Source organism: Streptomyces thermoviolaceus, from assembly GCF_045209695.1.
Taxonomy (GTDB): Bacteria; Actinomycetota; Actinomycetes; order Streptomycetales; family Streptomycetaceae; genus Streptomyces; species Streptomyces thermoviolaceus.
Map to the genome: position 1 here is coordinate 5,141,180 of NZ_CP109280.1, position 22,894 is coordinate 5,164,073.

21 protein-coding genes are annotated in these 22,894 nt (G+C 72.0%); 17 read left to right on the forward strand and 4 right to left on the reverse strand.

The window, feature by feature from the left end; genetic code table 11:
- The first annotated feature begins 41 nt into the window (after positions 1 to 41).
- From OG899_RS22440 to nusB, 4 genes are all read left to right on the forward strand, one after another.
- Positions 42 to 968: a Pro-rich N-terminal domain-containing protein gene (locus tag OG899_RS22440; RefSeq protein WP_125496101.1), complete on the forward strand. Its 927-nt coding sequence runs from the start codon at positions 42 to 44 to the stop codon at positions 966 to 968.
- Positions 969 to 1,125: 157 nt separating this feature from the next.
- Positions 1,126 to 2,232: an aminopeptidase P family protein gene (locus tag OG899_RS22445; RefSeq protein ID WP_125496100.1), complete on the forward strand. Its 1,107-nt coding sequence runs from the start codon at positions 1,126 to 1,128 to the stop codon at positions 2,230 to 2,232.
- A gap of 52 nt (positions 2,233 to 2,284) precedes the next feature.
- Positions 2,285 to 2,851, forward strand: a complete 567-nt coding sequence (gene efp, locus OG899_RS22450) for an elongation factor P (protein WP_125496099.1) — start codon at positions 2,285 to 2,287, stop codon at positions 2,849 to 2,851.
- Positions 2,852 to 2,853: 2 nt separating this feature from the next.
- Positions 2,854 to 3,297, forward strand: coding sequence for a transcription antitermination factor NusB (nusB, locus tag OG899_RS22455; RefSeq protein WP_125496098.1), 444 nt, complete (start codon positions 2,854 to 2,856; stop codon positions 3,295 to 3,297).
- Between the two features lie 366 nt (positions 3,298 to 3,663).
- Here the strand turns inward: nusB and bldD are convergent, their stop codons facing one another.
- On the reverse strand, positions 3,664 to 4,167 hold the full coding sequence (gene bldD, locus OG899_RS22460) for a transcriptional regulator BldD (RefSeq protein WP_125496097.1): 504 nt from the start codon (positions 4,165 to 4,167) through the stop codon (positions 3,664 to 3,666).
- Between the two features lie 301 nt (positions 4,168 to 4,468).
- Between bldD and pyrR the strand changes: the two genes are divergently transcribed.
- The 13 genes from pyrR to metK all read left to right on the forward strand — a co-directional run bounded on the left by pyrR (position 4,469) and on the right by metK (position 18,972).
- A complete protein-coding gene (gene pyrR / locus OG899_RS22465) occupies positions 4,469 to 5,050 on the forward strand; it encodes a bifunctional pyr operon transcriptional regulator/uracil phosphoribosyltransferase PyrR (protein WP_125496096.1) in 582 nt (193 codons plus the stop codon).
- A gap of 115 nt (positions 5,051 to 5,165) precedes the next feature.
- On the forward strand, positions 5,166 to 6,143 hold the full coding sequence (locus OG899_RS22470) for an aspartate carbamoyltransferase catalytic subunit (protein WP_125496095.1): 978 nt from the start codon (positions 5,166 to 5,168) through the stop codon (positions 6,141 to 6,143).
- A 5-nt stretch (positions 6,144 to 6,148) separates the two neighbouring features.
- On the forward strand, positions 6,149 to 7,435 hold the full coding sequence (locus OG899_RS22475) for a dihydroorotase (protein WP_125496094.1): 1,287 nt from the start codon (positions 6,149 to 6,151) through the stop codon (positions 7,433 to 7,435).
- Complete coding sequence (locus tag OG899_RS22480; protein WP_125496093.1) at positions 7,432 to 8,037, forward strand: hypothetical protein; 606 nt, start codon at positions 7,432 to 7,434, stop codon at positions 8,035 to 8,037. Before OG899_RS22475 ends, OG899_RS22480 begins: the two co-directional genes overlap by 4 nt.
- Entirely contained in the window at positions 8,034 to 9,176 is a 1,143-nt protein-coding gene (carA, locus tag OG899_RS22485) for a glutamine-hydrolyzing carbamoyl-phosphate synthase small subunit (RefSeq protein ID WP_125496092.1), read from the forward strand. Before OG899_RS22480 ends, carA begins: the two co-directional genes overlap by 4 nt.
- Entirely contained in the window at positions 9,169 to 12,477 is a 3,309-nt protein-coding gene (gene carB / locus OG899_RS22490; RefSeq protein WP_168130722.1) for a carbamoyl-phosphate synthase large subunit, read from the forward strand. The genes carA and carB overlap by 8 nt, the downstream gene beginning before the upstream one ends.
- Before the next feature lie 71 nt (positions 12,478 to 12,548).
- Positions 12,549 to 13,658: a quinone-dependent dihydroorotate dehydrogenase gene (locus OG899_RS22495; protein WP_125496090.1), complete on the forward strand. Its 1,110-nt coding sequence runs from the start codon at positions 12,549 to 12,551 to the stop codon at positions 13,656 to 13,658.
- A complete protein-coding gene (gene pyrF, locus OG899_RS22500) occupies positions 13,655 to 14,500 on the forward strand; it encodes an orotidine-5'-phosphate decarboxylase (RefSeq protein WP_168130721.1) in 846 nt (281 codons plus the stop codon). The genes OG899_RS22495 and pyrF overlap by 4 nt, the downstream gene beginning before the upstream one ends.
- Before the next feature lie 287 nt (positions 14,501 to 14,787).
- Complete coding sequence (locus tag OG899_RS22505; protein WP_125496088.1) at positions 14,788 to 15,111, forward strand: integration host factor; 324 nt, start codon at positions 14,788 to 14,790, stop codon at positions 15,109 to 15,111.
- A gap of 116 nt (positions 15,112 to 15,227) precedes the next feature.
- Positions 15,228 to 15,821 (forward strand): guanylate kinase, encoded by a 594-nt coding sequence (gmk, locus tag OG899_RS22510; RefSeq protein WP_125496087.1) that lies wholly within the window; start codon positions 15,228 to 15,230, stop codon positions 15,819 to 15,821.
- A gap of 71 nt (positions 15,822 to 15,892) precedes the next feature.
- Positions 15,893 to 16,165 carry a DNA-directed RNA polymerase subunit omega gene (gene rpoZ, locus OG899_RS22515; protein ID WP_125496086.1) on the forward strand — a complete coding sequence of 91 codons (273 nt, stop codon included), beginning with the start codon at positions 15,893 to 15,895 and terminating at the stop codon, positions 16,163 to 16,165.
- 166 nt (positions 16,166 to 16,331) lie between these two features.
- Positions 16,332 to 17,537 (forward strand): bifunctional phosphopantothenoylcysteine decarboxylase/phosphopantothenate--cysteine ligase CoaBC, encoded by a 1,206-nt coding sequence (gene coaBC / locus OG899_RS22520; RefSeq protein ID WP_168130720.1) that lies wholly within the window; start codon positions 16,332 to 16,334, stop codon positions 17,535 to 17,537.
- A 226-nt stretch (positions 17,538 to 17,763) separates the two neighbouring features.
- Complete coding sequence (gene metK / locus OG899_RS22525; protein WP_125496084.1) at positions 17,764 to 18,972, forward strand: methionine adenosyltransferase; 1,209 nt, start codon at positions 17,764 to 17,766, stop codon at positions 18,970 to 18,972.
- 84 nt (positions 18,973 to 19,056) lie between these two features.
- On the opposite strand, the gene OG899_RS22530 is transcribed toward metK, so the two are convergent.
- Genes OG899_RS22530 through OG899_RS22540 form a run of 3 tightly spaced genes read right to left on the reverse strand, consistent with a single transcriptional unit; the run spans position 19,057 to position 22,863 of the window.
- On the reverse strand, positions 19,057 to 20,181 hold the full coding sequence (locus tag OG899_RS22530) for a hypothetical protein (RefSeq protein ID WP_168130719.1): 1,125 nt from the start codon (positions 20,179 to 20,181) through the stop codon (positions 19,057 to 19,059).
- Positions 20,182 to 20,200: 19 nt separating this feature from the next.
- A complete protein-coding gene (locus tag OG899_RS22535) occupies positions 20,201 to 22,126 on the reverse strand; it encodes a hypothetical protein (protein WP_406311125.1) in 1,926 nt (641 codons plus the stop codon).
- A complete protein-coding gene (locus OG899_RS22540; RefSeq protein WP_125496081.1) occupies positions 22,123 to 22,863 on the reverse strand; it encodes a toll/interleukin-1 receptor domain-containing protein in 741 nt (246 codons plus the stop codon). Before OG899_RS22540 ends, OG899_RS22535 begins: the two co-directional genes overlap by 4 nt.
- Positions 22,864 to 22,894 lie beyond the last annotated feature (31 nt).

The window sequence follows — 22,894 nt, forward strand, 5'->3', positions numbered from 1 at the left end:
TGCCAGCGCCCCTTGCCTTGTACGAGACGGAGTGGCACCGGATGCAGCACGCAGTGGGTTCTCCGCTGCCGCCGCCCCATCAGCCGGGGCACGGACCAGCCGCCGGCTGGCCGCCGGCCGCGCACCACCCGGGTCCGCACCCTCCCGGTGCGGCGCACCCTGCCCCGCACGACGGCACGGGCCCGGCGCCCGCGCCGCACCCGCCCGGCGCGCCGGCGGGCCACCAGCCGCCCCCGCCGCCCATGCCTCCCGCTCCGCCGCCGGGCCACCCGGCACCGCCCATACCCCCGGCGCCGCAGCCGACCGGCGTTCACCCGGCCCCGGACGCCACCGGCCACCTGCGCCTTCCGGCGGCCGGCCCGGTCACCGCGCCCAGCGCGCCGCCCACCCGGTCCGCTCCCGACCCGACCACCACCACGCTCGCCGTGCTGCTGATCGGCCCGGCGGGCGCCGGCAAGACCAGCGTGGCCAGGCACTGGGCCGAACACCGCCCGGTCCCCACCGCGCACATCAGCCTCGACGACGTCCGCGAGTGGGTCCGCTCGGGCTTCGCCGATCCGCAGGCCGGGTGGAACGACGACTCCGAGACCCAGTACCGCCTCGCCCGCCGCACCTGCGGCTTCGCGGCCCGCAACTTCCTCGCCAACGGCATCTCCTGCATCCTCGACGACGCCGTGTTCCCCGACCGTCCGGTGGTCGGCCTCGGCGGCTGGAAACGGCACGTGGGCCCCGGACTGCTGCCGGTCGTCCTGCTGCCCGGGCTGGACGTCGTCCTGGAACGCAACGCCGAGCGCACCGGCAACCGCCGGCTGGCCGACGAGGAGGTCGCCCGCATCCACGGCCGCATGGCCGGCTGGTACGGGTCGGGTCTGCCCATCATCGACAACTCCCAGCTGGACATCCCCACCACCGCGCGGCTCCTCGACGAGGTCCTGGCCCGCGCCATCGCCAGCCCTCCGAGCTGGTAGGCGCGCCGTCCTGCGGGCGCACCGGCGGGCCGCGCACCCCGCGCACCGGTCCGCTGCGCACGGCCGGCCGGACGCGGCGGGCGGGCACCCCGCCGGGGCACCCCCACTCGGCCTCTCCCGAACGGCGACATCGGGCCGTCGCCCTTACGCTCGGTTCATGTCAGAGGTCTACGCGGTCCGCCGCACCCGGCTCAGGGAGCGCTGCACTGCGGGTGGCAGCGCGGCGGCGCTGGTGACGCGACCCGTGAACGTGCGGTACCTCGCGGGGGCCGCCCCGCAGGGTGCCGTCCTGCTCCTCGGCAAACGCGAGGACCTGCTGGTGTGCCGCGTCGCGCCGGACGACCGGCCCCACGAGGGCCGTCCGGACGAGGCCCTGCGGGTGCATGTGCTGCCCCAGCCCTCCGGCGACCCGGCCGTCGCCGCGGCCGGCCTCGCCCAGGCCCAGGGTGCCGACTCGCTCGCCGTGGAGGAGCACCATCTCACCGTGGCCCGCCACCGGGCCCTCGCCTCGGTGGCGCCCCGGCTCCGCCTGACCGACCTGGGCACCGCGGTGGAACAGCTCAGGGTCGTCAAGGACGAGGAGGAGATCTCCTGCCTCAGGATCGGCGCCGAGATCGCCGACCAGGCCCTCGGCGAGCTGCTGGAGTCGATCCTCGTCGGCCGCACCGAGCGGCATCTCGCCCTGGAGCTGGAGCGTCGGCTGATCGACCACGGCGCCGACGGTCCCGCCTTCCCGACCTCGGTCGCCACCGGTCCGAACTCCGGCCGCCGCGGCCACCGGCCCACCGACCGCCGGGTGGAGGAGGGCGACTTCCTCACGGTCTGCCTGGGCGCCGCCTACCGCGGCTACCGCTGCGAGATCGGCCGCACCTTCGTGATCGGTACCTCGCCCGCGGACTGGCAGATCCAGCTGTACGATCTGGTCTTCGCCGCCCAGCGGGCCGGCCGCGAGGCGCTGGCGCCGGGCGCCGCCTGCCGGGACGTGGACCGTGCCGCGCGGCAGGTGCTGGACTCGGCGGGGCACGGAGAGCATCTGCAGCCGCTCACCGGCCACGGGGTCGGACTCGAAATCCACGAGGACCCGCAACTGGCCCCCGCGGCCATGGGTAAACTGGACGCTTGCGTGCCGGTCACCGTCGAACCGGGGGTCCACCTCCCGGGGCGGGGTGGTGTCCGGATCGATGACACGCTCGTCGTGCGCCCCGAGGCGGACGGCGGACCCGAGCTACTCACCATCACGACCAAGGAGCTGCTCGCCCTCTAGGCAGGTGCGTGCCCCGGGGTCGTCCACGTAAGTCCAGGAGATTGAAGCAACCGTGGCTTCCACGAACGACCTCAAGAACGGCATGGTGCTCAAGCTCGAAGGCGGCCAGCTGTGGTCCGTCGTCGAGTTCCAGCACGTCAAGCCCGGCAAGGGCCCGGCCTTCGTGCGCACCAAGCTGAAGAACGTGCTGTCCGGCAAGATCGTCGACAAGACCTTCAACGCCGGCGTCAAGGTCGAGACGGCCACCGTCGACAAGCGCGACATGCAGTTCTCCTACATGGACGGCGACTACTTCGTCTTCATGGACATGGAGACGTTCGACCAGCTCCACGTGGACCGCAAGGTCGTCGGCGACGCCGCCAACTTCCTGGTCGAGGGCTTCGAGGCCACCGTGGCCCAGCACGAGGGCGAGGTGCTCTTCGTCGAGCTGCCCGCCGCCGTGGAACTGACCGTCGCCGAGACCGAGCCGGGCGTCCAGGGCGACCGCTCCACCGGTGGCACCAAGCCCGCCACGCTGGAGACCGGCCACCAGATCCAGGTCCCGCTGTTCATCACCACCGGTGAGAAGATCAAGGTCGACACCCGCACGAGCGACTACCTCGGCCGGGTGAACAGCTGACCGTGGCTGCCCGCAACACGGCCCGTAAGCGCGCCTTCCAGATCCTCTTCGAGGGTGACCAGCGCGGTGCCGACGTCCTGACCGTGATGGCGGACTGGATGCGGCTCTCCCGCACCGACCCTCGGCAGCCGCCGGTGAGCGAGTACACGATGCAGCTGGTCGAGGGGTACGCCCAGCACGCGGCCCGCATCGACGAGCTGATCGCCCAGTACGCCGTGGGCTGGACGCTGGACCGGATGCCGGTCGTCGACCGCAACATCCTGCGCCTCGGTGCCTATGAGCTGATCTGGGTCGACGAGACCCCGGACGCCGTCGTGCTGGACGAGATGGTGCAGCTCGCCAAGGAGTTCTCCACGGACGAGTCGCCCTCCTTCGTCAACGGTCTGCTCGGCCGGCTGAAGGAGCTGAAGCCCTCACTGCGCCGGGACACCGACGCCCAGGCCTGACCCGGACCGCACCGTCCGCTCACCCGTCCCACAGAGGGGCCCGCACGCACCGCGGGCCCCTCTGTCGTGTCGGGGTCGGCCTCCTCGTCGTCCCGCTCACCGGTCACGGACAGGAACCGGGCGAGGACCGCGGGCAGGCACCGGGGGAGGACCATGGTCGGGCGCCGTGCGCGGAAGCGAGCCGCACGCAGAAGCGAGCCGGACGCAGGAGCAGGCGGAGCGAGCCACGCCGCGCAGAGTGACGCCGAGCGGAGAAACAACCGAGCGGAAAAACAGCCGGGGGCCGGACCATGGTGGTTCCGGCCCCCGGCGGCACGTTTCTGCTGATGGTGGCGGGACCTGTCGGCACCCGCGGCGAGGGTGGGCTCAGGACTCCTCGTGGGACGCCACCGCACGGCGCGCGTCCGCGTCCAGCACACCCCAGCTGATCAGCTGCTCGGTCAGCACGGAGGGCGACTGGTCGTAGATCACGGCGAGGGTGCGCAGGTCGTCCTGGCGGATCGAGAGCACCTTGCCGTTGTAGTCACCGCGCTGGGACTGGATCGTCGCGGCGTACCGCTGCAGCGGGCCCGCCTTCTCGGCCGGCACGGTGGCCAGCCGCTCCAGGTCCAGGACCAGTTTCGGCGGCGGCTCGGCGGCGCCGCCCGGGGTGCTGCCCGGAAGCAGCTCCTGCACGGGAACCCCGTAGAAATCGGCCAGCTCGGCGAGGCGCTGCACGGTCACGGCCCGGTCGCCACGCTCGTAGGAACCGACCACCACCGCCTTCCAGCGTCCCTGGCTCTTCTCCTCGACACCGTGGAGGGAAAGGCCCTGCTGGGTGCGGATCGCCCGGAGCTTGGCCCCGAGCTGTTTGGCGTATTCGCTGGACATATAGCTCCCCGGCACTGTGTCGACGCGGGACTGGCTTTCGGGTTCCAGACCGCGCGGCTGGTAACTCACTGTGAGGTTACGCAGCGTTACACTGCCGCGTCAAGCCGGATGGTCCGGACCGCCTCATCCGTGGTACCGCCGCCTCGCTGCGCCACTGGAGTGACGGAGCGCGTCCAGGGGAGCGACAGGGGCTGAGGAGGGGGCCGCCCGGGTGCGGGTGCGCCACCTGGTACCGTGGGCGGCGCATTGACGACGTCCTTTAAGGTCCGTCCCGTGAGGCGGAGAAGGAGGTCCGTTTCGTATGGACACGCACGCGGACACGTCCGCTGCCCGGCCCGTTCTCGAAGGCCCCGACATCCAGCGGGTGCTCACCCGCATCGCCCACGAGATCGTCGAGCGCGCCAAGGGCGCCGACGACGTGGTGCTGCTCGGCATCCCCACCCGGGGCGTCCACCTCGCCCGCCGGCTGGCCGCCAAGCTGGAACAGATCACCGAACGCCCGGTCCCCGCCGGCTCCCTCGACATCACCATGTACCGCGACGACCTGCGTCTGCAGCCGCCGCGGGCCCTGGCGCGCACCGAGATCCCCGGGGACGGCATCGACGGCCGGCTCGTCGTCCTGGTCGACGACGTGCTCTTCTCCGGCCGCACCATCCGCGCCGCCCTCGACGCCCTGAACGACATCGGACGCCCCCGCGCGGTCCAGCTCGCGGTCCTGGTCGACCGCGGCCACCGCGAACTGCCGATCCGCGCCGACTACGTCGGCAAGAACCTCCCGACGTCGCTGCGGGAGACGGTCAAGGTCCAGCTCGCCGAGGAGGACGGCCGCGACAGCGTGCTGCTCGGCGCCAAGCCGGCCGCCCAGGGCTCACGCCTGCACTGACCCCTGCGCGCGTCCGGCCCGTCCGCACGCACCCGCACCCACCCGCACGCAGGTCCGGCATGCCCTCGCCTGCCCTGAATCTCCCCTTCATGAACTTCGTCACGGAGCCCGACAGATGCAGCGCCATCTCATCTCGGCCGCCGATCTCACCCGCGACGACGCCGTCCTGATCCTCGACACCGCCGAGGAGATGGCCCGCGTCGCGGACCGGCCGATCAAGAAACTGCCCACCCTGCGCGGCCGCACCGTCGTGAACCTCTTCTTCGAGGACTCCACCCGGACCCGGATCTCCTTCGAGGCCGCCGAGAAGCGGCTGTCGGCCGACGTCATCAACTTCAGCGCCAAGGGCTCCAGCGTCTCCAAGGGCGAGTCGCTCAAGGACACCGCCCAGACCCTGGAGGCCATGGGCGTCGACGCCGTCGTCATCCGGCACAGCGCCTCGGGGGCTCCGTACCGGCTGGCCACCTCCGGGTGGATCGACGCCGTGGTCATCAACGCCGGCGACGGCACCCACCAGCACCCCACCCAGGCCCTGCTGGACGCCTTCACCCTGCGCCGCCGGCTGATCGGCCCCGACGCCGGATACGGCCAGGACCTGTCCGGCAAGCGCGTCACCATCGTCGGCGACGTCCTGCACAGCCGCGTCGCCCGCTCCAACGTCGACCTGCTGCACACCCTCGGCGCCGAGGTCACCCTGGTCGCCCCGCCCACCCTGCTGCCGGTCGGCGTGGAGAGCTGGCCCTGCGAGGTGTCCTACGACCTGGACGCCGCGCTGCCCAAGTGCGACGCGGTGATGATGCTCCGCGTCCAGCGGGAACGCATGAACGCCGCGTTCTTCCCCACCGAGCGCGAGTACTCCCGCCGCTACGGCCTGGACGCCCAGCGCATGGCCCGGCTGCCCGAGCACGCCCTGGTGATGCACCCCGGCCCGATGGTCCGCGGCATGGAGATCACCGCCGAGGTCGCCGACTCCGGCCGCTGCACCGCCGTCGAACAGGTCGCCAACGGCGTCTCCATCCGCATGGCCGTGCTGTACCTGCTGCTCGGCGGCATGGAGCCCGCCGTCACCCACTCTCGGAGCGAGGAGAAGTAACCCAGATGAGCAAGATCCTGATCCGTGGCGCGAAGGTGCTCGGCGGCGAGCCGCAGGACGTGCTCATCGACGGCGAGACCATCGCCGAGGTGGGCCGCGGCCTGAGCGCCGAGGGCGCCGAGGTCGTCGAGGCCGACGGCAAGGTGCTCCTGCCGGGCCTGGTGGACCTGCACACCCATCTGCGCGAGCCGGGCCGCGAGGACTCCGAGACCGTCCTGACCGGCACCCGCGCGGCCGCCGCCGGCGGCTACACCGCCGTGTTCGCCATGGCCAACACCTTCCCCGTCGCCGACACCGCCGGCGTCGTCGAGCAGGTCTGGCGGCTCGGCCGCGAGCACGGCTACTGCGACGTGCGGCCCGTCGGCGCCGTCACCGTCGGCCTGGAGGGCAAGCAGCTCGCCGAGCTGGGCGCCATGCACGACTCCGCGGCCGGCGTGACCGTCTTCTCCGACGACGGCACATGCGTCCACGACGCGGTGATCATGCGGCGCGCCCTGGAGTACGTCAAAGCCTTCGACGGCGTCGTCGCCCAGCACGCCCAGGAGCCCCGCCTGACCGAGGGCGCCCAGATGAACGAGGGCGCGGTCTCCGCCGAGCTCGGTCTGGGCGGCTGGCCGGCCGTCGCCGAGGAGGCGATCATCGCCCGGGACGTGCTGCTCGCCGGGCACGTCGGCTCCCGCGTGCACATCTGCCACCTGTCGACCGCCGGCAGCGTCGAGATCGTCCGCTGGGCCAAGTCCCGCGGCATCCAGGTCACCGCCGAGGTCACCCCGCACCACCTGCTGCTCACCGACGAGCTGGTGCGCACCTACGACCCGGTCTACAAGGTCAACCCGCCGCTGCGCACCGAGCGTGACGTGCACGCCCTGCGCGAGGCGCTCGCCGACGGCACCATCGACATCGTCGCCACCGATCACGCTCCGCACCCGCAGGAGGACAAGGACTGCGAGTGGCCCGCCGCGGCCATGGGGATGGTCGGCCTGGAGACCGCACTGTCCGTGGTGCAGGAGACCATGGTGGACACCGGCCTGCTGGACTGGGCCGGCGTCGCCGACCGCATGTCCTTCGCCCCCGCGCGGATCGGACGGGCCACCGGGCACGGCCGCCCCGTCTCGGCAGGTGAGCCCGCCAACCTCACCCTGGTCGACACGGCATACCGTGGCCCGGTGGACCCCGCGCGCTTCGCCTCGCGCAGCCGCAACACCCCCTACGAGGGACGCGAGCTGCCGGGTCGTGTCACCCACACGTGGCTGCGGGGCAAGGCCACCCTCGTCGACGGGAAGCTCACGTGACATCTGTATCCCCGTACGCAGCCGGGCTCGCGACCACGCTCGCCGCCCAGGAGAAGTCGGCGCCCGTGACCGACTGGGCCGCCCGCATCGGCTGGCTCGTGGGCCTCGCCCTCTTCGTCGCCCTCGTCTACTGGCTGATGCGCGAGGGCTGGAAATGGCGCGGCACCCTCCAGAGCGACCTGCCCGAGCTGCCCCAGGCACCCGAAGAGCCCGGCCCGGCCCGCCTGGCGATGACCGGCCGCTACCACGGCTCCACCACCGCCGGCCAGTGGCTGGACCGCATCGTGGCCCACGGCCTGGGCACCCGGAGCCGCGTCGAGCTGACCCTCACGGACGCGGGCCTGGACGTCGTGCGCCCCGGCGCGACCGACTTCTTCGTCCCCGCCGCGCAGCTGCGCGGGGCCCGGCTCGACAAGGCCATCGCCGGCAAGGTCCTCACCGAGGGCGGCCTGCTGGTCGTCACCTGGGAACACGGCGGGAAGCTGCTCGACTCCGGCTTCCGCTCCGACCGGGCCGAGGAGCACACCGCCTGGGTGAAGGCCCTGAACTCCATGACCGACACACAGCGCGACACGCACAGCAAGGAAGGCGCCGAACGATGACCACCGCGACCAGGGGAGCTGCACGGACTCCCGCCGTACTCGTCCTGGAGGACGGCCGGATCTTCCGGGGCCGCGCCTACGGGGCCGTGGGGGAGACGTTCGGCGAGGCCGTGTTCTCCACCGGCATGACCGGCTACCAGGAGACCCTCACCGACCCCTCCTACCACCGCCAGGTCGTCGTGATGACGGCCCCGCACATCGGCAACACCGGTGTCAACGACGAGGACCCCGAGTCGCGGCGCATCTGGGTCGCCGGCTTCGTCGTCCGCGACCCCGCCCGCGTGCCCTCCAGCTGGCGTGCCAAGCGCACCCTCGACGAGGAGCTCGCCGCCCAGGGCGTCGTCGGCATCAGCGGCATCGACACCCGCGCCCTCACCCGCCACCTGCGCGAACGCGGCGCGATGCGGGTCGGCATCTTCTCCGGCGACGCCGTCCGCGACGACGCCACGCTGCTCGCGCGGGTCGCCGAGGCCCCCGGGATGCTCGGCGCCGACCTGTCCGCCGAGGTCGCCACCGATGTGCCGTACGTCGTTCCGGCGATCGGCGAGAAGAAGTTCACCGTCGCCGCCGTCGACCTCGGCATCAAGGGCATGACCCCGCACCGCATGGCCGAGCGCGGCATCCAGGTGCACGTCCTGCCCGCCGACGCCACCCTGGAGGACGTCTACTCCGTCCGGCCCGACGGCGTCTTCTTCTCCAACGGTCCCGGCGACCCGGCCACCGCCGACCACGCCGTGTCCGTGATGCGGGGCGTCCTGGAGCGCGGCACGCCGCTGTTCGGCATCTGCTTCGGCAACCAGATCCTCGGCCGCGCCCTCGGTTTCGGCACCTACAAGCTGAAGTACGGCCACCGCGGCATCAACCAGCCCGTGCAGGACCGCACGACCGGCAAGGTCGAGGTCACCGCGCACAACCACGGCTTCGCCGTGGACGCCCCGACCGACCGGATCTCCGACACCCCCTACGGCCGGGTCGAGGTCAGCCACGTCTGCCTCAACGACAACGTGGTGGAGGGCCTCCGGCTGCTCGACAAGCCGGCCTTCAGCGTCCAGTACCACCCCGAAGCGGCCGCCGGCCCGCACGACGCCGCCTACCTGTTCGACCGCTTCGTCTCCCTGATGGAGGGCCAGCGTGCCTAAGCGCACCGATATCCAGTCCGTCCTGGTCATCGGCTCCGGCCCGATCGTCATCGGCCAGGCCGCCGAGTTCGACTACTCCGGCACCCAGGCGTGCCGGGTGCTGAAGGCCGAGGGCCTGCGGGTCGTGCTCGTGAACTCCAACCCGGCGACGATCATGACCGACCCGGAGATCGCCGACGCCACCTATGTCGAGCCGATCACGCCCGAGTTCGTCGAGAAGATCATCGCCAAGGAGCGCCCCGACGCCCTCCTGCCCACCCTGGGCGGCCAGACGGCCCTGAACACCGCCATCACGCTGTACGAGAGCGGCGTGCTGGACAAGTACGGCGTCGAGCTGATCGGCGCCAACGTCGAGGCCATCCACAAGGGCGAGGACCGCGACCGGTTCAAGGAGGTCGTGGAGCGGGTGCGGCAGAAGACCGGGCACGGAGAATCCGCCCGGTCGGTGATCTGCCACTCCATGGAGGAGGTCCTGGCCGGCGTCGAGCAGCTCGGCGGCTACCCGGTCGTCGTGCGCCCGTCCTTCACCATGGGCGGTGCCGGCTCCGGCTTCGCCCACGACGAGGAGGAGCTGCGCCGCATCGCGGGCACCGGCCTCGCCCTGTCCCCGACCACCGAGGTACTCCTGGAGGAGTCCATCCTCGGCTGGAAGGAGTACGAGCTGGAGCTGATGCGCGACAGCAACGACAACGTCGTGGTCGTCTGCTCCATCGAGAACCTGGACCCGATGGGCGTGCACACCGGTGACTCGATCACGGTGGCCCCGGCGATGACGCTCACCGACCGCGAGTACCAGATCCTGCGCGACATCGGCATCGCGGTGATCCGCGAGGTCGGTGTCGACACCGGCGGCTGCAACATCCAGTTCGCGGTCAACCCGGTCGACGGCCGGATCATCGTCATCGAGATGAACCCGCGGGTCTCCCGCTCCTCCGCGCTCGCCTCGAAGGCGACCGGCTTCCCCATCGCCAAGATCGCCGCCAAGCTGGCCGTCGGCTACACCCTGGACGAGATCCCCAACGACATCACCCGGGAGACCCCGGCCTCCTTCGAGCCGACCCTGGACTACGTCGTCGTCAAGGCGCCGCGGTTCGCGTTCGAGAAGTTCCCGCAGGCCGACTCCACGCTGACCACCACCATGAAGTCGGTCGGCGAGGCCATGGCCATCGGCCGGAACTTCACCGAGGCCCTGCAGAAGGCGCTGCGCTCGCTGGAGAAGAAGGGCAGCCAGTTCACCTTCACCGGGGACCCCGGCGACAAGGCCACGCTGCTGCGCGAGGCCGCCCGGCCCACCGACGGCCGCATCAACACCGTCATGCAGGCCCTGCGGGCGGGAGCGAGTCCCGAGGAGATCTTCGAGGCGACGAAGATCGATCCGTGGTTCGTGGACCAGCTGCTGCTGATCAAGGAGATCGCCGACGAGCTGGCCGAGGCGCCCGAGCTGACCGCGGACCTGCTCGCCGAGGCCAAGCGGCACGGCTTTTCCGACCAGCAGATCGGCGAGATCCGCGGGCTGCGCGAGGACGTCGTCCGCGAAGTGCGGCACGCGCTCGGCATCCGCCCGGTCTACAAGACGGTGGACACCTGCGCCGCCGAGTTCGCCGCGAAGACGCCGTACCTGTACTCCTCCTACGACGAGGAGACCGAGGTCGCGCCGCGGGAGAAGCCGGCCGTGATCATCCTGGGCTCCGGGCCCAACCGCATCGGCCAGGGCATCGAGTTCGACTACTCCTGCGTCCACGCCTCCTTCGCGCTGTCCGACGCCGGCTACGAGACCGTCATGGTCAACTGCAACCCGGAGACCGTCTCCACCGACTACGACACCTCCGACCGGCTCTACTTCGAGCCGCTCACCCTGGAGGACGTGCTGGAGATCGTCCACGCCGAGCGGCAGGCCGGCCCGATCGCCGGGGTGATCGTCCAGCTGGGCGGGCAGACCCCGCTGGGCCTGGCCCAGGCGCTGAAGGACGAGGGCGTGCCGATCGTCGGCACCCCGCCGGAGGCCATCCACGCCGCCGAGGACCGTGGCGCCTTCGGCCGCGTGCTCGCCGAGGCGGGCCTGCCCGCCCCGAAGCACGGCACGGCCACCACCTTCGCGGAGGCGAAGACCATCGCCGACGAGATCGGCTACCCGGTCCTGGTCCGCCCGTCCTACGTGCTCGGCGGCCGCGGCATGGAGATCGTCTACGACGAGGCCCGCCTGGAGGCGTACATCGCCGAGTCGACCGAGATCGGCCCCAGCCGGCCGGTCCTCGTCGACCGCTTCCTCGACGACGCGATCGAGATCGACGTCGACGCCCTCTACGACGGCGAGGAGCTGTACCTCGGCGGCGTCATGGAGCACATCGAGGAGGCCGGCATCCACTCCGGCGACTCGGCGTGCGCCCTGCCCCCGATCACCCTGGGCGGCCACGACATCAAGCGGCTGCGCGCCTCCACCGAGGCCATCGCCAAGGGCGTCGGCGTCCGCGGCCTGATCAACATCCAGTTCGCGCTCGCCGGCGACATCCTCTACGTCCTGGAGGCCAACCCGCGCGCCTCCCGCACCGTCCCCTTCACCTCGAAGGCGACCGCGGTGCCCCTGGCGAAGGCCGCCGCCCGGATCTCCCTGGGCGCCACCATCGCCCAGCTGCGCGAGGAGGGCCTGCTGCCCAAGAGGGGCGACGGCGGCACCATCCCGCTGGACGCGCCGATCTCCGTCAAGGAGGCCGTCATGCCGTGGTCGCGGTTCCGCGACATCCACGGCCGCGGCGTCGACACCGTCCTCGGCCCGGAGATGCGCTCCACCGGCGAGGTCATGGGCATCGACTCCGTCTTCGGCACCGCCTACGCCAAGTCGCAGGCCGGCGCCTACGGCCCGCTGCCCACCAAGGGCCGCGCGTTCATCTCGGTCGCCAACCGCGACAAGCGGGCGATGATCTTCCCCGCCCGTGAGCTGGTCGCCCACGGCTTCGAGCTGCTCGCCACCTCCGGCACCGCCGAGGTCCTCAAGCGCAACGGCATCAAGGCCACCGTGGTGCGCAAGCAGTTCGAGGGCACCGGACCGAACGGCGAGAAGACCATCGTCCAGCTCATCCACGACGGCGAGGTCGACCTCATCGTCAACACCCCCTACGGCACCGGCGGCCGCCTCGACGGCTACGAGATCCGCACCGCCGCCGTGGCACGCTCCGTGCCCTGCCTGACCACGGTCCAGGCGCTCGCCGCCGCCGTCCAGGGCATCGACGCCCTCAACCACGGCGACGTGGGGGTCCGCTCCCTGCAGGAACACGCCGAGTTCCTGACCGCGGCCCGCGACTAGCACCCGACGAGGGGGACACCACGAGCGGTGTCCCCCTCGCCATGAGGACCCCGAGGACTGACTCACCCGAGATGTACGCACTCTTCTTCCGTCTGGTCTTCCGGCGGATGGACCCCGAACGGGCCCACCACCTCGCCGTCGGCTGGATCCGCCTGGCCGCCCGCATCCCCGTCCTGCGCACCTTCCTCGCTGCCGCCCTCGCGCCCCGGTACGAGGAACTGCGCACCGAGGCCCTGGGGCTGCGCATGCACAGCCCCTTCGGGCTCGCCGCCGGCTTCGACAAGAACGCCGTCGCGATCGACGGGCTGTCGATGCTGGGCTTCGACCACGTCGAGATCGGCACCGTCACCGGCGAGCCGCAGCCCGGCAACCCGCGCAAGCGCCTGTTCCGGCTCGTCCCGGACCGCGCGCTGATCAACCGCATGGGCTTCAACAACGACGGCTCGCTGGCCGTCGCCGCCCGCCTGGCCTCCCGCACCCCGGTGTTCCGGACCGTCGTCGGCGTCAACATCGGCAAGACCAAGGTCGTCCCCGAGGAGGAGGCCGTCGCCGACTACGTGAAGTCCGCCGAGCGCCTCGCGCCTCACGCCGACTACCTGGTCGTCAACGTCTCCTCCCCGAACACCCCCGGCCTGCGCAACCTCCAGGCCACCGAGGCGCTTCGCCCGCTGCTCACCGCCGTGCGCGAGGCCGCCGACCGGGTCGTGCCCGGCCGTCGCGTCCCGCTGCTCGTCAAGATCGCCCCCGACCTCGCCGACGAGGACGTGGACGCGGTCGCCGACCTGGCCGTGGAACTCGGCCTGGACGGCATCATCGCCACCAACACCACCATCGCCCGCGAGGGACTCGGCCTGCGGTCGGCGCCCGCCCTGGTGAAGGAGACCGGCGGGCTGTCCGGCGCCCCGCTCAAGGAACGCTCTTCGGAGGTCCTGCGCCGCCTGTACGCCCGTGTGGGCGACCGCGTCACCCTGATCGGCGTGGGCGGCATCGAGACCGCCGAGGACGCCTGGCAGCGCATCCTGGCCGGTGCCACCCTCGTCCAGGGCTACAGCGCCTTCATCTACCAGGGACCCTTCTGGGCCCGCAGCATCCACAAGGGGCTCGCCGCGCGCCTGCGCACCAGCCCGTACGCCACGCTCGCCGACGCGGTCGGCGCCGATGTGAGGAACACGCACGCATGAGCCGACCGGAGCCCTTCGGCGCCCGGCTGCGCCGCGCCATGGACGAGCGCGGGCCGCTGTGCGTCGGCATCGACCCGCACGCCGCCCTGCTCGCCGAGTGGGGCCTGAACGACGACGCGGACGGCCTGGAGCGCTTCAGCCGCACCGTCGTGGAGGCGGTGGCCGACCGGGTCGCCGTCCTCAAACCGCAGAGCGCCTTCTTCGAGCGGTTCGGCTCCCGGGGCGTGGCCGTGCTGGAGCGGACCGTGCGCGAGGCGCGTGCGGCCGGCGCCCTGGTGGTCATGGACGCCAAGCGCGGCGACATCGGCTCCACCATGGCCGCCTACGCCGCGTCCTACCTGCACCGCGACGCGCCGCTGTTCTCCGACGCGCTGACCGTCTCGCCCTACCTCGGCTACGGCTCGCTCGAGCCCGCCGTGGAGCTGGCGCGGGAGCACGGCGCGGGCCTGTTCGTGCTGGCGCTGACCTCCAACCCGGAGGGCGCCGAGGTGCAGCACGCCGTGCGCCCCGACGGCCGCACCGTCGGCGCGACCGTCCTCGCCCACCTGGCCGCCGAGAACGCCGGTGAGCAGCCGCTCGGCTCCTTCGGCGCCGTGGTGGGGGCCACCCTCGGCGACCTGTCCTCCTACGACCTGGACATGGGCGGGCCGCTGCTCGCGCCCGGGATCGGCGCCCAGGGCGCCCGGGCGGCGGACCTGCCGGCGGTCTTCGGCGCCGCGGTGCGCAACGTCGTGCCGAACGTCAGCCGGGGTGTTCTTCGTCACGGTCCCGACGTCGCCGGGCTGCGGGACGCGGCCGCGCGGTACGCGGACGAGATCCGTGCGGCCGTGGGGTCCGGCTGAGCCTTCCGTGGCGGTCCGAGGCGCTCCGGAGTCCGGACACCATTTCAAATACAGGGTGATATGTCCCGAATGTCCGTCCGTGACTGAGGCTGACCAGGACTTTTCCGCTGTTCTCGCTGACTCCGGCGCCCTCGACCGCTAGTCTCCGTCGAGTGGGGACGCCTCCCAGGCCCTGCAAGCCGTGGGGGAGGACGGGCGAGCGTGTTGCTCGTGGCTCCCCAGGTGTGGGGCTACTAGGTTCCTCACCGGTCCGTATCCGACAGTTCGACATCCGAGGTGACGTAGGCGTGGCTCTTCCGCCCCTTACCCCTGAACAGCGCGCAGCCGCGCTCGAAAAGGCCGCCGCGGCTCGCCGGGAGCGGGCCGAGGTCAAGAATCGACTCAAGCACTCCGGCGCCTCCCTGCACGAGGTCATCAAGCAGGGCCAGGAGAACGACGTCATCGGCAAGATGAAGGTGTCCGCCCTTCTCGAGTCCCTGCCGGGCGTGGGCAAGGTCCGCGCCAAGCAGATCATGGAGCGGCTCGGCATCTCCGAGAGCCGTCGTGTGCGCGGCCTCGGCTCCAACCAGATCGCTTCCCTGGAGCGCGAGTTCGGCGGCACCGGTTCCTGAGTCGGGCCGGCCGCTCGGCCCGCCCTCCGGGCGGACGACGCGCCGTTCCCGGCCTGACCCGAGGGTGCCCGGACCTCGAGTGCCGGGCACCCCGGGATTGCTGGAATAATCGCTGCATGGCTGGAACACCCCGGGGGGCGTCCCCCGTGCCCCCGGACGCACGTCCGCGACTGACCGTGCTCTCCGGCCCCTCAGGGGTCGGCAAGAGCACGGTCGTCGCCCACATGCGCAAGGAACACCCCGAGGTCTGGCTCTCGGTGTCCGCGACGACCCGCAAGCCCCGCCCCGGCGAGGAGCACGGCGTCCACTACTTCTTCGTCACCGACGAGGAGATGGACAAGATGATCGCCAACGGGGAGCTGCTGGAGTGGGCCGAGTTCGCCGGCAACCGCTACGGCACCCCGCGAGCGGCCGTCCTGGAACACCTCGAGGCCGGCGTGCCGGTGCTGCTGGAGATCGACCTCCAGGGCGCTCGCCAGGTGCGCGAGACGATGCCGGAGAGCCGGCTCGTCTTCCTGGCCCCGCCGTCCTGGGACGAGCTGGTCCGCCGGCTCACCGGGCGGGGGACCGAGCCTCCCGAGGTCATCGAACGGCGGCTGGAGGCGGCCCGCACCGAGCTGGCGGCCGAACCCGAGTTCGACCAGACCCTGGTCAACACCTCCGTCGAGGACGTGGCGCGTGAGCTGCTAGCCTTGATGGGTGTTGCGTGATCGTGACGGTCGCCGTGACGGCCCCGCCGACCACACCGACTGATTTTTTCCCATCCATCGGAAGGTAGAGCGTGTCCTCTTCCATCTCCGCGCCCGAGGGCATCATCAACCCGCCGATCGACGAGCTTCTCGAGGCCACCGACTCGAAGTACAGCCTCGTGATCTACGCGGCCAAGCGCGCCCGTCAGATCAACGCGTACTACTCGCAGCTCGGCGAGGGCCTCCTGGAGTACGTCGGTCCGCTCGTCGACACCCACGTCCACGAGAAGCCGCTGTCCATCGCCCTGCGTGAGATCAACGCCGGTCTGCTGACCTCCGAGTCCGTCGAGGGCTCCGGCCAGTGAGCCGCTGAGGACGCATCGGCCCGCCCGAGGCGTCCCGAGCCGGTCGTACCGGCAGACCGCTACAAGGTTCCATCCACAGGCCCGGCATCACGACTGCCGGGCCTGTGGTGTGTCATAGAAGACGTGCGCCGCACCGGGCGCACCCGGGCCGCATCGGGGAGTGACGGTGGACAAGCCGAAGGTCGTTCTGGGAGTGAGCGGCGGCATCGCCGCGTACAAGGCGTGCGAGCTGCTGCGCCGGCTGACCGAGTCCGGGCACGACGTACGGGTCGTCCCGACGGCCTCCGCGCTGCACTTCGTCGGCGCCGCCACCTGGTCCGCCCTGTCCGGCCACCCCGTGGCCACCGAGGTCTGGGACGGCGTCCACGAGGTGCCGCACGTCCGCATCGGCCAGCAGGCCGACCTGGTGGTCGTGGCTCCCGCCACGGCCGACATGCTCGCCAAGGCCGCGCACGGCCTCGCCGACGACCTGCTGACCAACACCCTGCTCACCGCCCGCTGCCCGGTGGTCTTCGCCCCGGCCATGCACACCGAGATGTGGGAGCACCCGGCGACCCAGGAGAACGTGGCGACGCTGCGCCGCCGCGGCGCCGTCGTCCTCGAACCCGCCGTCGGCCGCCTCACCGGCGCCGACAGCGGCAAGGGCCGCCTGCCCGACCCGGCCGAGATCTTCGAGGCGTGCCGCCGCGTCCTGGCCCGCGGCGTCCGCGAGCCCGACCTGGCCGGCCGGCACGTCGTGGTCAGCGCCGGCGGCACCCGGGAACCCCTCGACCCGGTCCGCTTCCTCGGCAACCGCTCCTCCGGCAAGCAGGGATACGCCCTGGCGCGCACCGCGGCGGCCCGCGGCGCCCGCGTCACCCTGGTCGCCGCCAACACCTCCCACCTGCCCGACCCGGCCGGTGTCGACGTCGTCCCGGTCGGCACGGCCGTCCAGCTGCGCGAGGCCGTGCTCAAGGCCGCCGCCGACGCCGACGCGGTGGTCATGGCCGCCGCCGTCGCCGATTTCCGGCCCGCGGCCTATGCGACCGGAAAAATCAAGAAGAAGGACGGCCAGGATCCCGAGCCCGTCGTGCTGGTGCGCAACCCGGACGTGCTGGCCGAGATATCGGCCGACCGGGCGCGGCCCGGCCAGGTGATCGTCGGCTTCGCCGCCGAGACCGACGACGTCCTGGCCAACGGCCGCGCCAAGCTCGCCCGCAAGGGCTGTGACCTGCTGGTGGTCAACGAGGTCGGGGAGCGCAAGACCTTCGGCGCCGAGGACACCGAGGCCGTCGTTCTGGCCGCCGACGGCACCGAGACCCCGGTCCCGCACGGGCCGAAGGAGGCCCTGGCCGACACCGTGTGGGACCTGGTCGCCGCCCGGCTGAGCTGAGCTCGTGCCCGGCCCGAGGATCACTCGGGCGGCTTGTTCAGAGGTGTTCATGACCGGCGGCCATCGGGCAGAATGCCCGTGCCGCAGGTCACAGAGCTCCCGAGAGGCGAGACAGGTGGGCCCGTGGCGGAAGTCGACCGATAAACTGTCCACGGTCGGCGCCGGGTGCAGCCCCGTGCCGACCGTCAATGATCAGCCAGCAGCCGCTGCAACCCCAGGGAGCGTTGTGTCCCGTCGCCTGTTCACCTCGGAGTCCGTGACCGAGGGTCACCCCGACAAGATCGCTGACCAGATCAGCGACACCATTCTCGACGCGCTTCTGCGCGAGGACCCCACTTCGCGGGTCGCTGTCGAAACGCTGATCACCACCGGCCTGGTGCACGTGGCCGGCGAGGTCACGACCAAGGCGTACGCGGACATCGCGACCCTGGTCCGCAACAAGATCCTCGAGATCGGCTACGACTCCTCCAAGAAGGGCTTCGACGGCGCCTCCTGCGGCGTGTCCGTCTCCATCGGCGCGCAGTCCCCGGACATCGCGCAGGGCGTGGACGCGGCCTACGAGGCCCGGGTCGAGGGCGACGACGACGAGCTGGACCGGCAGGGCGCCGGCGACCAGGGCCTGATGTTCGGCTACGCCTCGGACGAGACGCCCACCCTGATGCCGCTGCCGATCTTCCTGGCGCACCGGCTGGCCAAGCGCCTGTCGGACGTGCGCAAGAACGGCACCATCCCCTACCTGCGCCCGGACGGCAAGACCCAGGTCACCATCGAGTACGACGGCGACAAGGCGGTCCGCCTCGACACCGTCGTCGTCTCCTCGCAGCACGCCAGCGACATCGATCTGGACTCGCTGCTGGCCCCCGACATCCGCGAGTTCGTCGTCGAGCCCGAGCTGAAGGCCCTGGTCGACGAGGGCATCAAGCTGGACACCGACGACTACCGCCTGCTGGTCAACCCCACCGGCCGGTTCGAGATCGGCGGCCCGATGGGCGACGCGGGCCTGACCGGCCGCAAGATCATCATCGACACCTACGGCGGCATGGCCCGCCACGGCGGCGGCGCCTTCTCCGGCAAGGACCCGTCCAAGGTCGACCGCTCCGCCGCCTACGCGATGCGCTGGGTCGCCAAGAACGTGGTCGCAGCGGGCCTGGCCTCCCGCTGCGAGGTCCAGGTCGCCTACGCCATCGGCAAGGCCGAGCCGGTCGGCCTGTTCGTCGAGACCTTCGGCACCGCCAAGGTCGACCACGAGAAGATCGAGCAGGCCATCGAGGAGGTCTTCGACCTCCGTCCGGCCGCCATCATCCGCGACCTCGACCTGCTCCGCCCGATCTACGCCCAGACCGCCGCCTACGGCCACTTCGGCCGCGAGCTGCCCGACTTCACCTGGGAGCGCACCGACCGCGTGGACGCGCTGCGCAAGGCCGCGGGTCTGTAGGCAGCAGCCCGACCGAGCGTCGCCGGGCCCGGCTCCGCGGTGCGGGGCCGGGCCCGTGCCGTACCTGTTCGGTCGTCCGGTCGGTCAGGGGTGCTGGTCGCCCGGTTGCTGTGCCTCGTCGGGACCGTCGCCGCCATCGGCGGGTGCTGCGTCGGGGCCGGAGCCGTCCGGTGCGCCGTTCTCGCGTGCGAGGCGTGCGTGCCGGTGCTCCAGTGCTTCGGCCATCTCCGTCTCCCCGGCCAGCTTGACGTCTTCGGCCAGTCGTCCGATGAAGAGCGCGAAACGCGGATCGTCCTCCGTGATGCCGATGGACTCCAGCAGCTGATCCACCCGTTCGTCGGGCGTCCGCGGTGCCGCGCGGTCCTGTGCCGGCTCGCGCTCCTCCTCCGGCTCCGGGGCGGGCGGCTGCGCGGCGAGCCCCGGGACGAAGCGGCGGAAGTCCGCCGGAACGGGCTGGTCGTGCGCGGCCGAGGCCAGCTCCGCGAGCAGCCCGATGTCCGCGACGGTCTTGTCGACCTGCTCGTCGTTCTTCGCCAGCCACCACACCACCGCGCTGCCGGGGGTCTTCAGGACGTCCTCGCCCAGGTAGGCGCGCTTGTTCTGCTCGTATTTGCGCTCGTGCTCCCAGACCGCCTCGTCCTTGCGCACGGTGGCCAGCTTCGCCAGGCGCTCACGGTCCGCGTCGTCCAGCCGCAGCCGCACGTTCTCGGCCATGGCCGTCACCAGGCCGCCGGCGTCCGGCAGCATCGTCGCCAGCTCTGCGTGGAGGCGGTGCTGGACCAGTGAGCAGCGGTGCGGCTCGAAGCGTTCGGTGACCTGCCGGGCGCGTTGCAGCACCGCGTCCACCGCCAGTGCGCCGGCGTTGACGACGAGCGGGTCGGAGGCCGGATGCTGCGGCACCCAGCGGACGGTCGCCGAGAACAGGAAGTCGTAGTCGTCCCAGTGCGAGGGCAGAGCGACGTCCCGGACGACGCACTCCCACCGGTCGACCGGTGGAATGGGTCGATCCGGTTCATCCAGGAACTCCGGAGGGATGAGCGGCCGGTGGCGGCGCTCCCAGACGAGCGAGGCGGTGGTTCCGGCACCGAGGACGGCGGCTGCCACGGGCCAGGCCCACAGCGGCCACTGTGCCGCCAGGCCGACGATGAGGACGAGCAGAGCGAGGATGACCGTGACGAAGCCCGTCACGGCCCTGTGGCCGGGGTGCATGACGTGTCTCCTGCGACGATCAGATGCGTGTGCGAAGACGGCCCTGGGCGGCGTCGATCTTCTGCTGGACGAGGGGAGCCACTCGGTGCGGCAGTGCCCGCCGGTAGAGCACCGCGAGACGGACAGGCTGCTTCCGGCAGGCGCCCACGAGGATGTCGACGAGGCGCGCGCGGTCGTCGGGGGTCGCCTGGTCCGCGGCCGACAACCACGCGTGCAGCAGGCCGTGCCAGTGGGTTCCGGGCACGTGCTCGAACAGCGCGGCCCAGCAGTCCGTGAGGCTGCCGGCGACTTCCGTGCCGACGGGCAGCGTGCGGGCGGTCGGATCCGCGGACGAGAAGGCCAGGCGGTGCGGAGACGCCAGCGCGGCGAAGAGGCGGACGTCCGTCTCGCAGCGGTCGGCCAGCCCTCCTGGCAGGCGTTCCAGCATCCGGCGGTGGAGCAGGTGGTCGCCGAGGGCCAGCTCGATCAGACGGGTCTCCGCCGGGGGGCCGGCCGGCATACGACGGGCCACATGGTGCAGTCGCACCATGGCCTGCTCCGGGTGGCGCGAGGCGAGGTCTCCCGAGCACACCGCGGTCAGGACCTCGGCGAGCGCGGGCGCCGGCGAGGCGGACGTGGCCCAGGCGTACAGCTCCTTGCGCACCGCCCGGCCGTGGTCCGGGTGGAGGGCGCCGTAGGCCAGGGCATGGACGGCCGCCTTCCGGACGGAGGGATCCGCGTGACCGGCCCAGTGCCGGGCACGCTGCAGAAGATCCTCCGGGGTGTCCGCGCCGAGTACCTGTTCGGCATAGCGCTCGGCCAGCAGAACCCGGTCGTCTTCCGTGAGCGTGCGCAGGGCGACGGCCGTGCCCACCCATTCGCCCAGGTGCGCCCGCAGACCCGGCATGTTGGTCCAGAAGTACGCGCGGACCGGGACGTCGTAGTCCGTCTCGGTGAAGGCGACCCTGCCGTCCCGGCCGGCGGCCGCCCCGATCTCCTCCAGCTGCGCGGACAGGGCCTCGCGCTCCAGAAGAGGACGGTCGTCCACCGGATGGCCGACGGTCTCCAGCAGCGACTCGCAGGCCTCGTGCACCGCGTCGGCCCGGGCACCGCGGAGCATCGCCGCGGTCAGCAGCAGTGCCCTACGCCGGCCGTCCTGCAGCTTGCCCACATGGTCGGCCACGTCTTTTGGGCTCCGGTTGAGGGCTTCCAGCGCGGCTCGGCACCAGTCGGCGAACTTCTCCCGCCGTCCGGCGGCCGCCTCCTCGCGGATGAGCCGGGCCAGGTGGGCGACCTCGCGCAGGGGTGGCTGTTTCTCCAGATGGCGCTCGATGTCGTCCGGCAGATCGCGCACGTCCCGCAGTCCGGCCTGACGGAGCGCACCGAGGAGCACCAGCCGGGCGTCCGGCCGGCCGATCGCCACCCTGAGCGGGGCGAGATCCGCGTGCAGAGCACGGGCCGGCAGGCGGGCCGGCAGGACGACCGCCAGCCGGGAACCGCTGGTGCGGACCGAGGCGTGCAGACCGGGGAGGCCGTCGTGGACGACGCGCCAGGTCGCGAGGTCGGCCTCCGACAGGTCCAGCAACAGCCCCTCGGGTTCCGGGAGCGGACGTGTCGCGAGCCGGACGTTGCCCTCGTCGTCCTCGGCCAGAACCTCGCGCAGGCTGTCCCGCAGGGCCCGGTGCTCGAACAGCAGCATGCGGGCCGCGGTGCTCCGGCCGCTCCCCGGCTCACCGTCGATCAGCACGGTGCGGGACTGTTCGAGCACCTGGCGGGCCTCGGCGAAGCCGTGAGGAGGCTCGAAGCGCCGACGCAGGTCGGCGAGCAGATCGTCGGCCAGGGGCCGGGAACGGGACGCGCGATGCTCCGGACCGCTGCCGTAGTACTGGTGGATGAACTGGGGGCCGGACCCTGTGTTGTAGACGCTTCCCGGGGCCCCGTCGAACCAGTTGTGGAAGGTGCTCACCGGGCGGTCCCGTCACGCCCGCTGTCCCGGCCGCGCTCGAAGACGTGCCGGACGCCTCCGTGGTTGTCCCCCGCCACATAGGTCGCACCGTCTCCGGTCAACCGCGGGGCGTTGACGTACTGGTCGCCCGGACCGGTGTTGAAAGCGCCCGTGTTGCCCTTGTAGATCGCCCCGGCGACGTCCCCGGAGAAGTCGCGGCCCTGCACGACCGTGCCGTGCCGTCCCCCGGTCGTCGCGTTGCTCGTGTGCGGGGCGGCCTCGTGCGCCGGACGGCCCCCGCCCTGGTCGAGCACGGGAACGAGGTCGAGCAGCTCGTCCCCGATGACCGCCAGGTCCTGCGCCGAACGGTAGGGGGTGTAGCGCAGGGCCTGGAGCTCCGCCAGCCAGCCGAGTTCGGGCGGGAGCTGCTCCCGGCGCAGCCAGCGCACCGAGGGGTCACTGAGCACGGGGACGACGGGGATGCGGCACTCCCGGGCTTCCACGAGCTCCAGCCGCACCCAGTCGTCCTCCTGCCGCAGCTCGTCGGCCGTCGCCCAGCGCGGACCGATGACGGCGAGCACCACCTCGCTGCGACGCAGGCGGGTCAGCAGCTCATGGGGGTACTCCGCGCCCGCCGGGATCGACCGTCCGTCCCGGAAGACGGCATCGTCACCGAAGCGGTGGCGCAGTGCCTCGTCCAGGGTGGCGGCGAGATGGTCCCCGTCGCCGGTGCGGTAGTTGATGAAGATCTCGTACATGACAGGACTCCGCGTGAGTGGTCGGTCGATG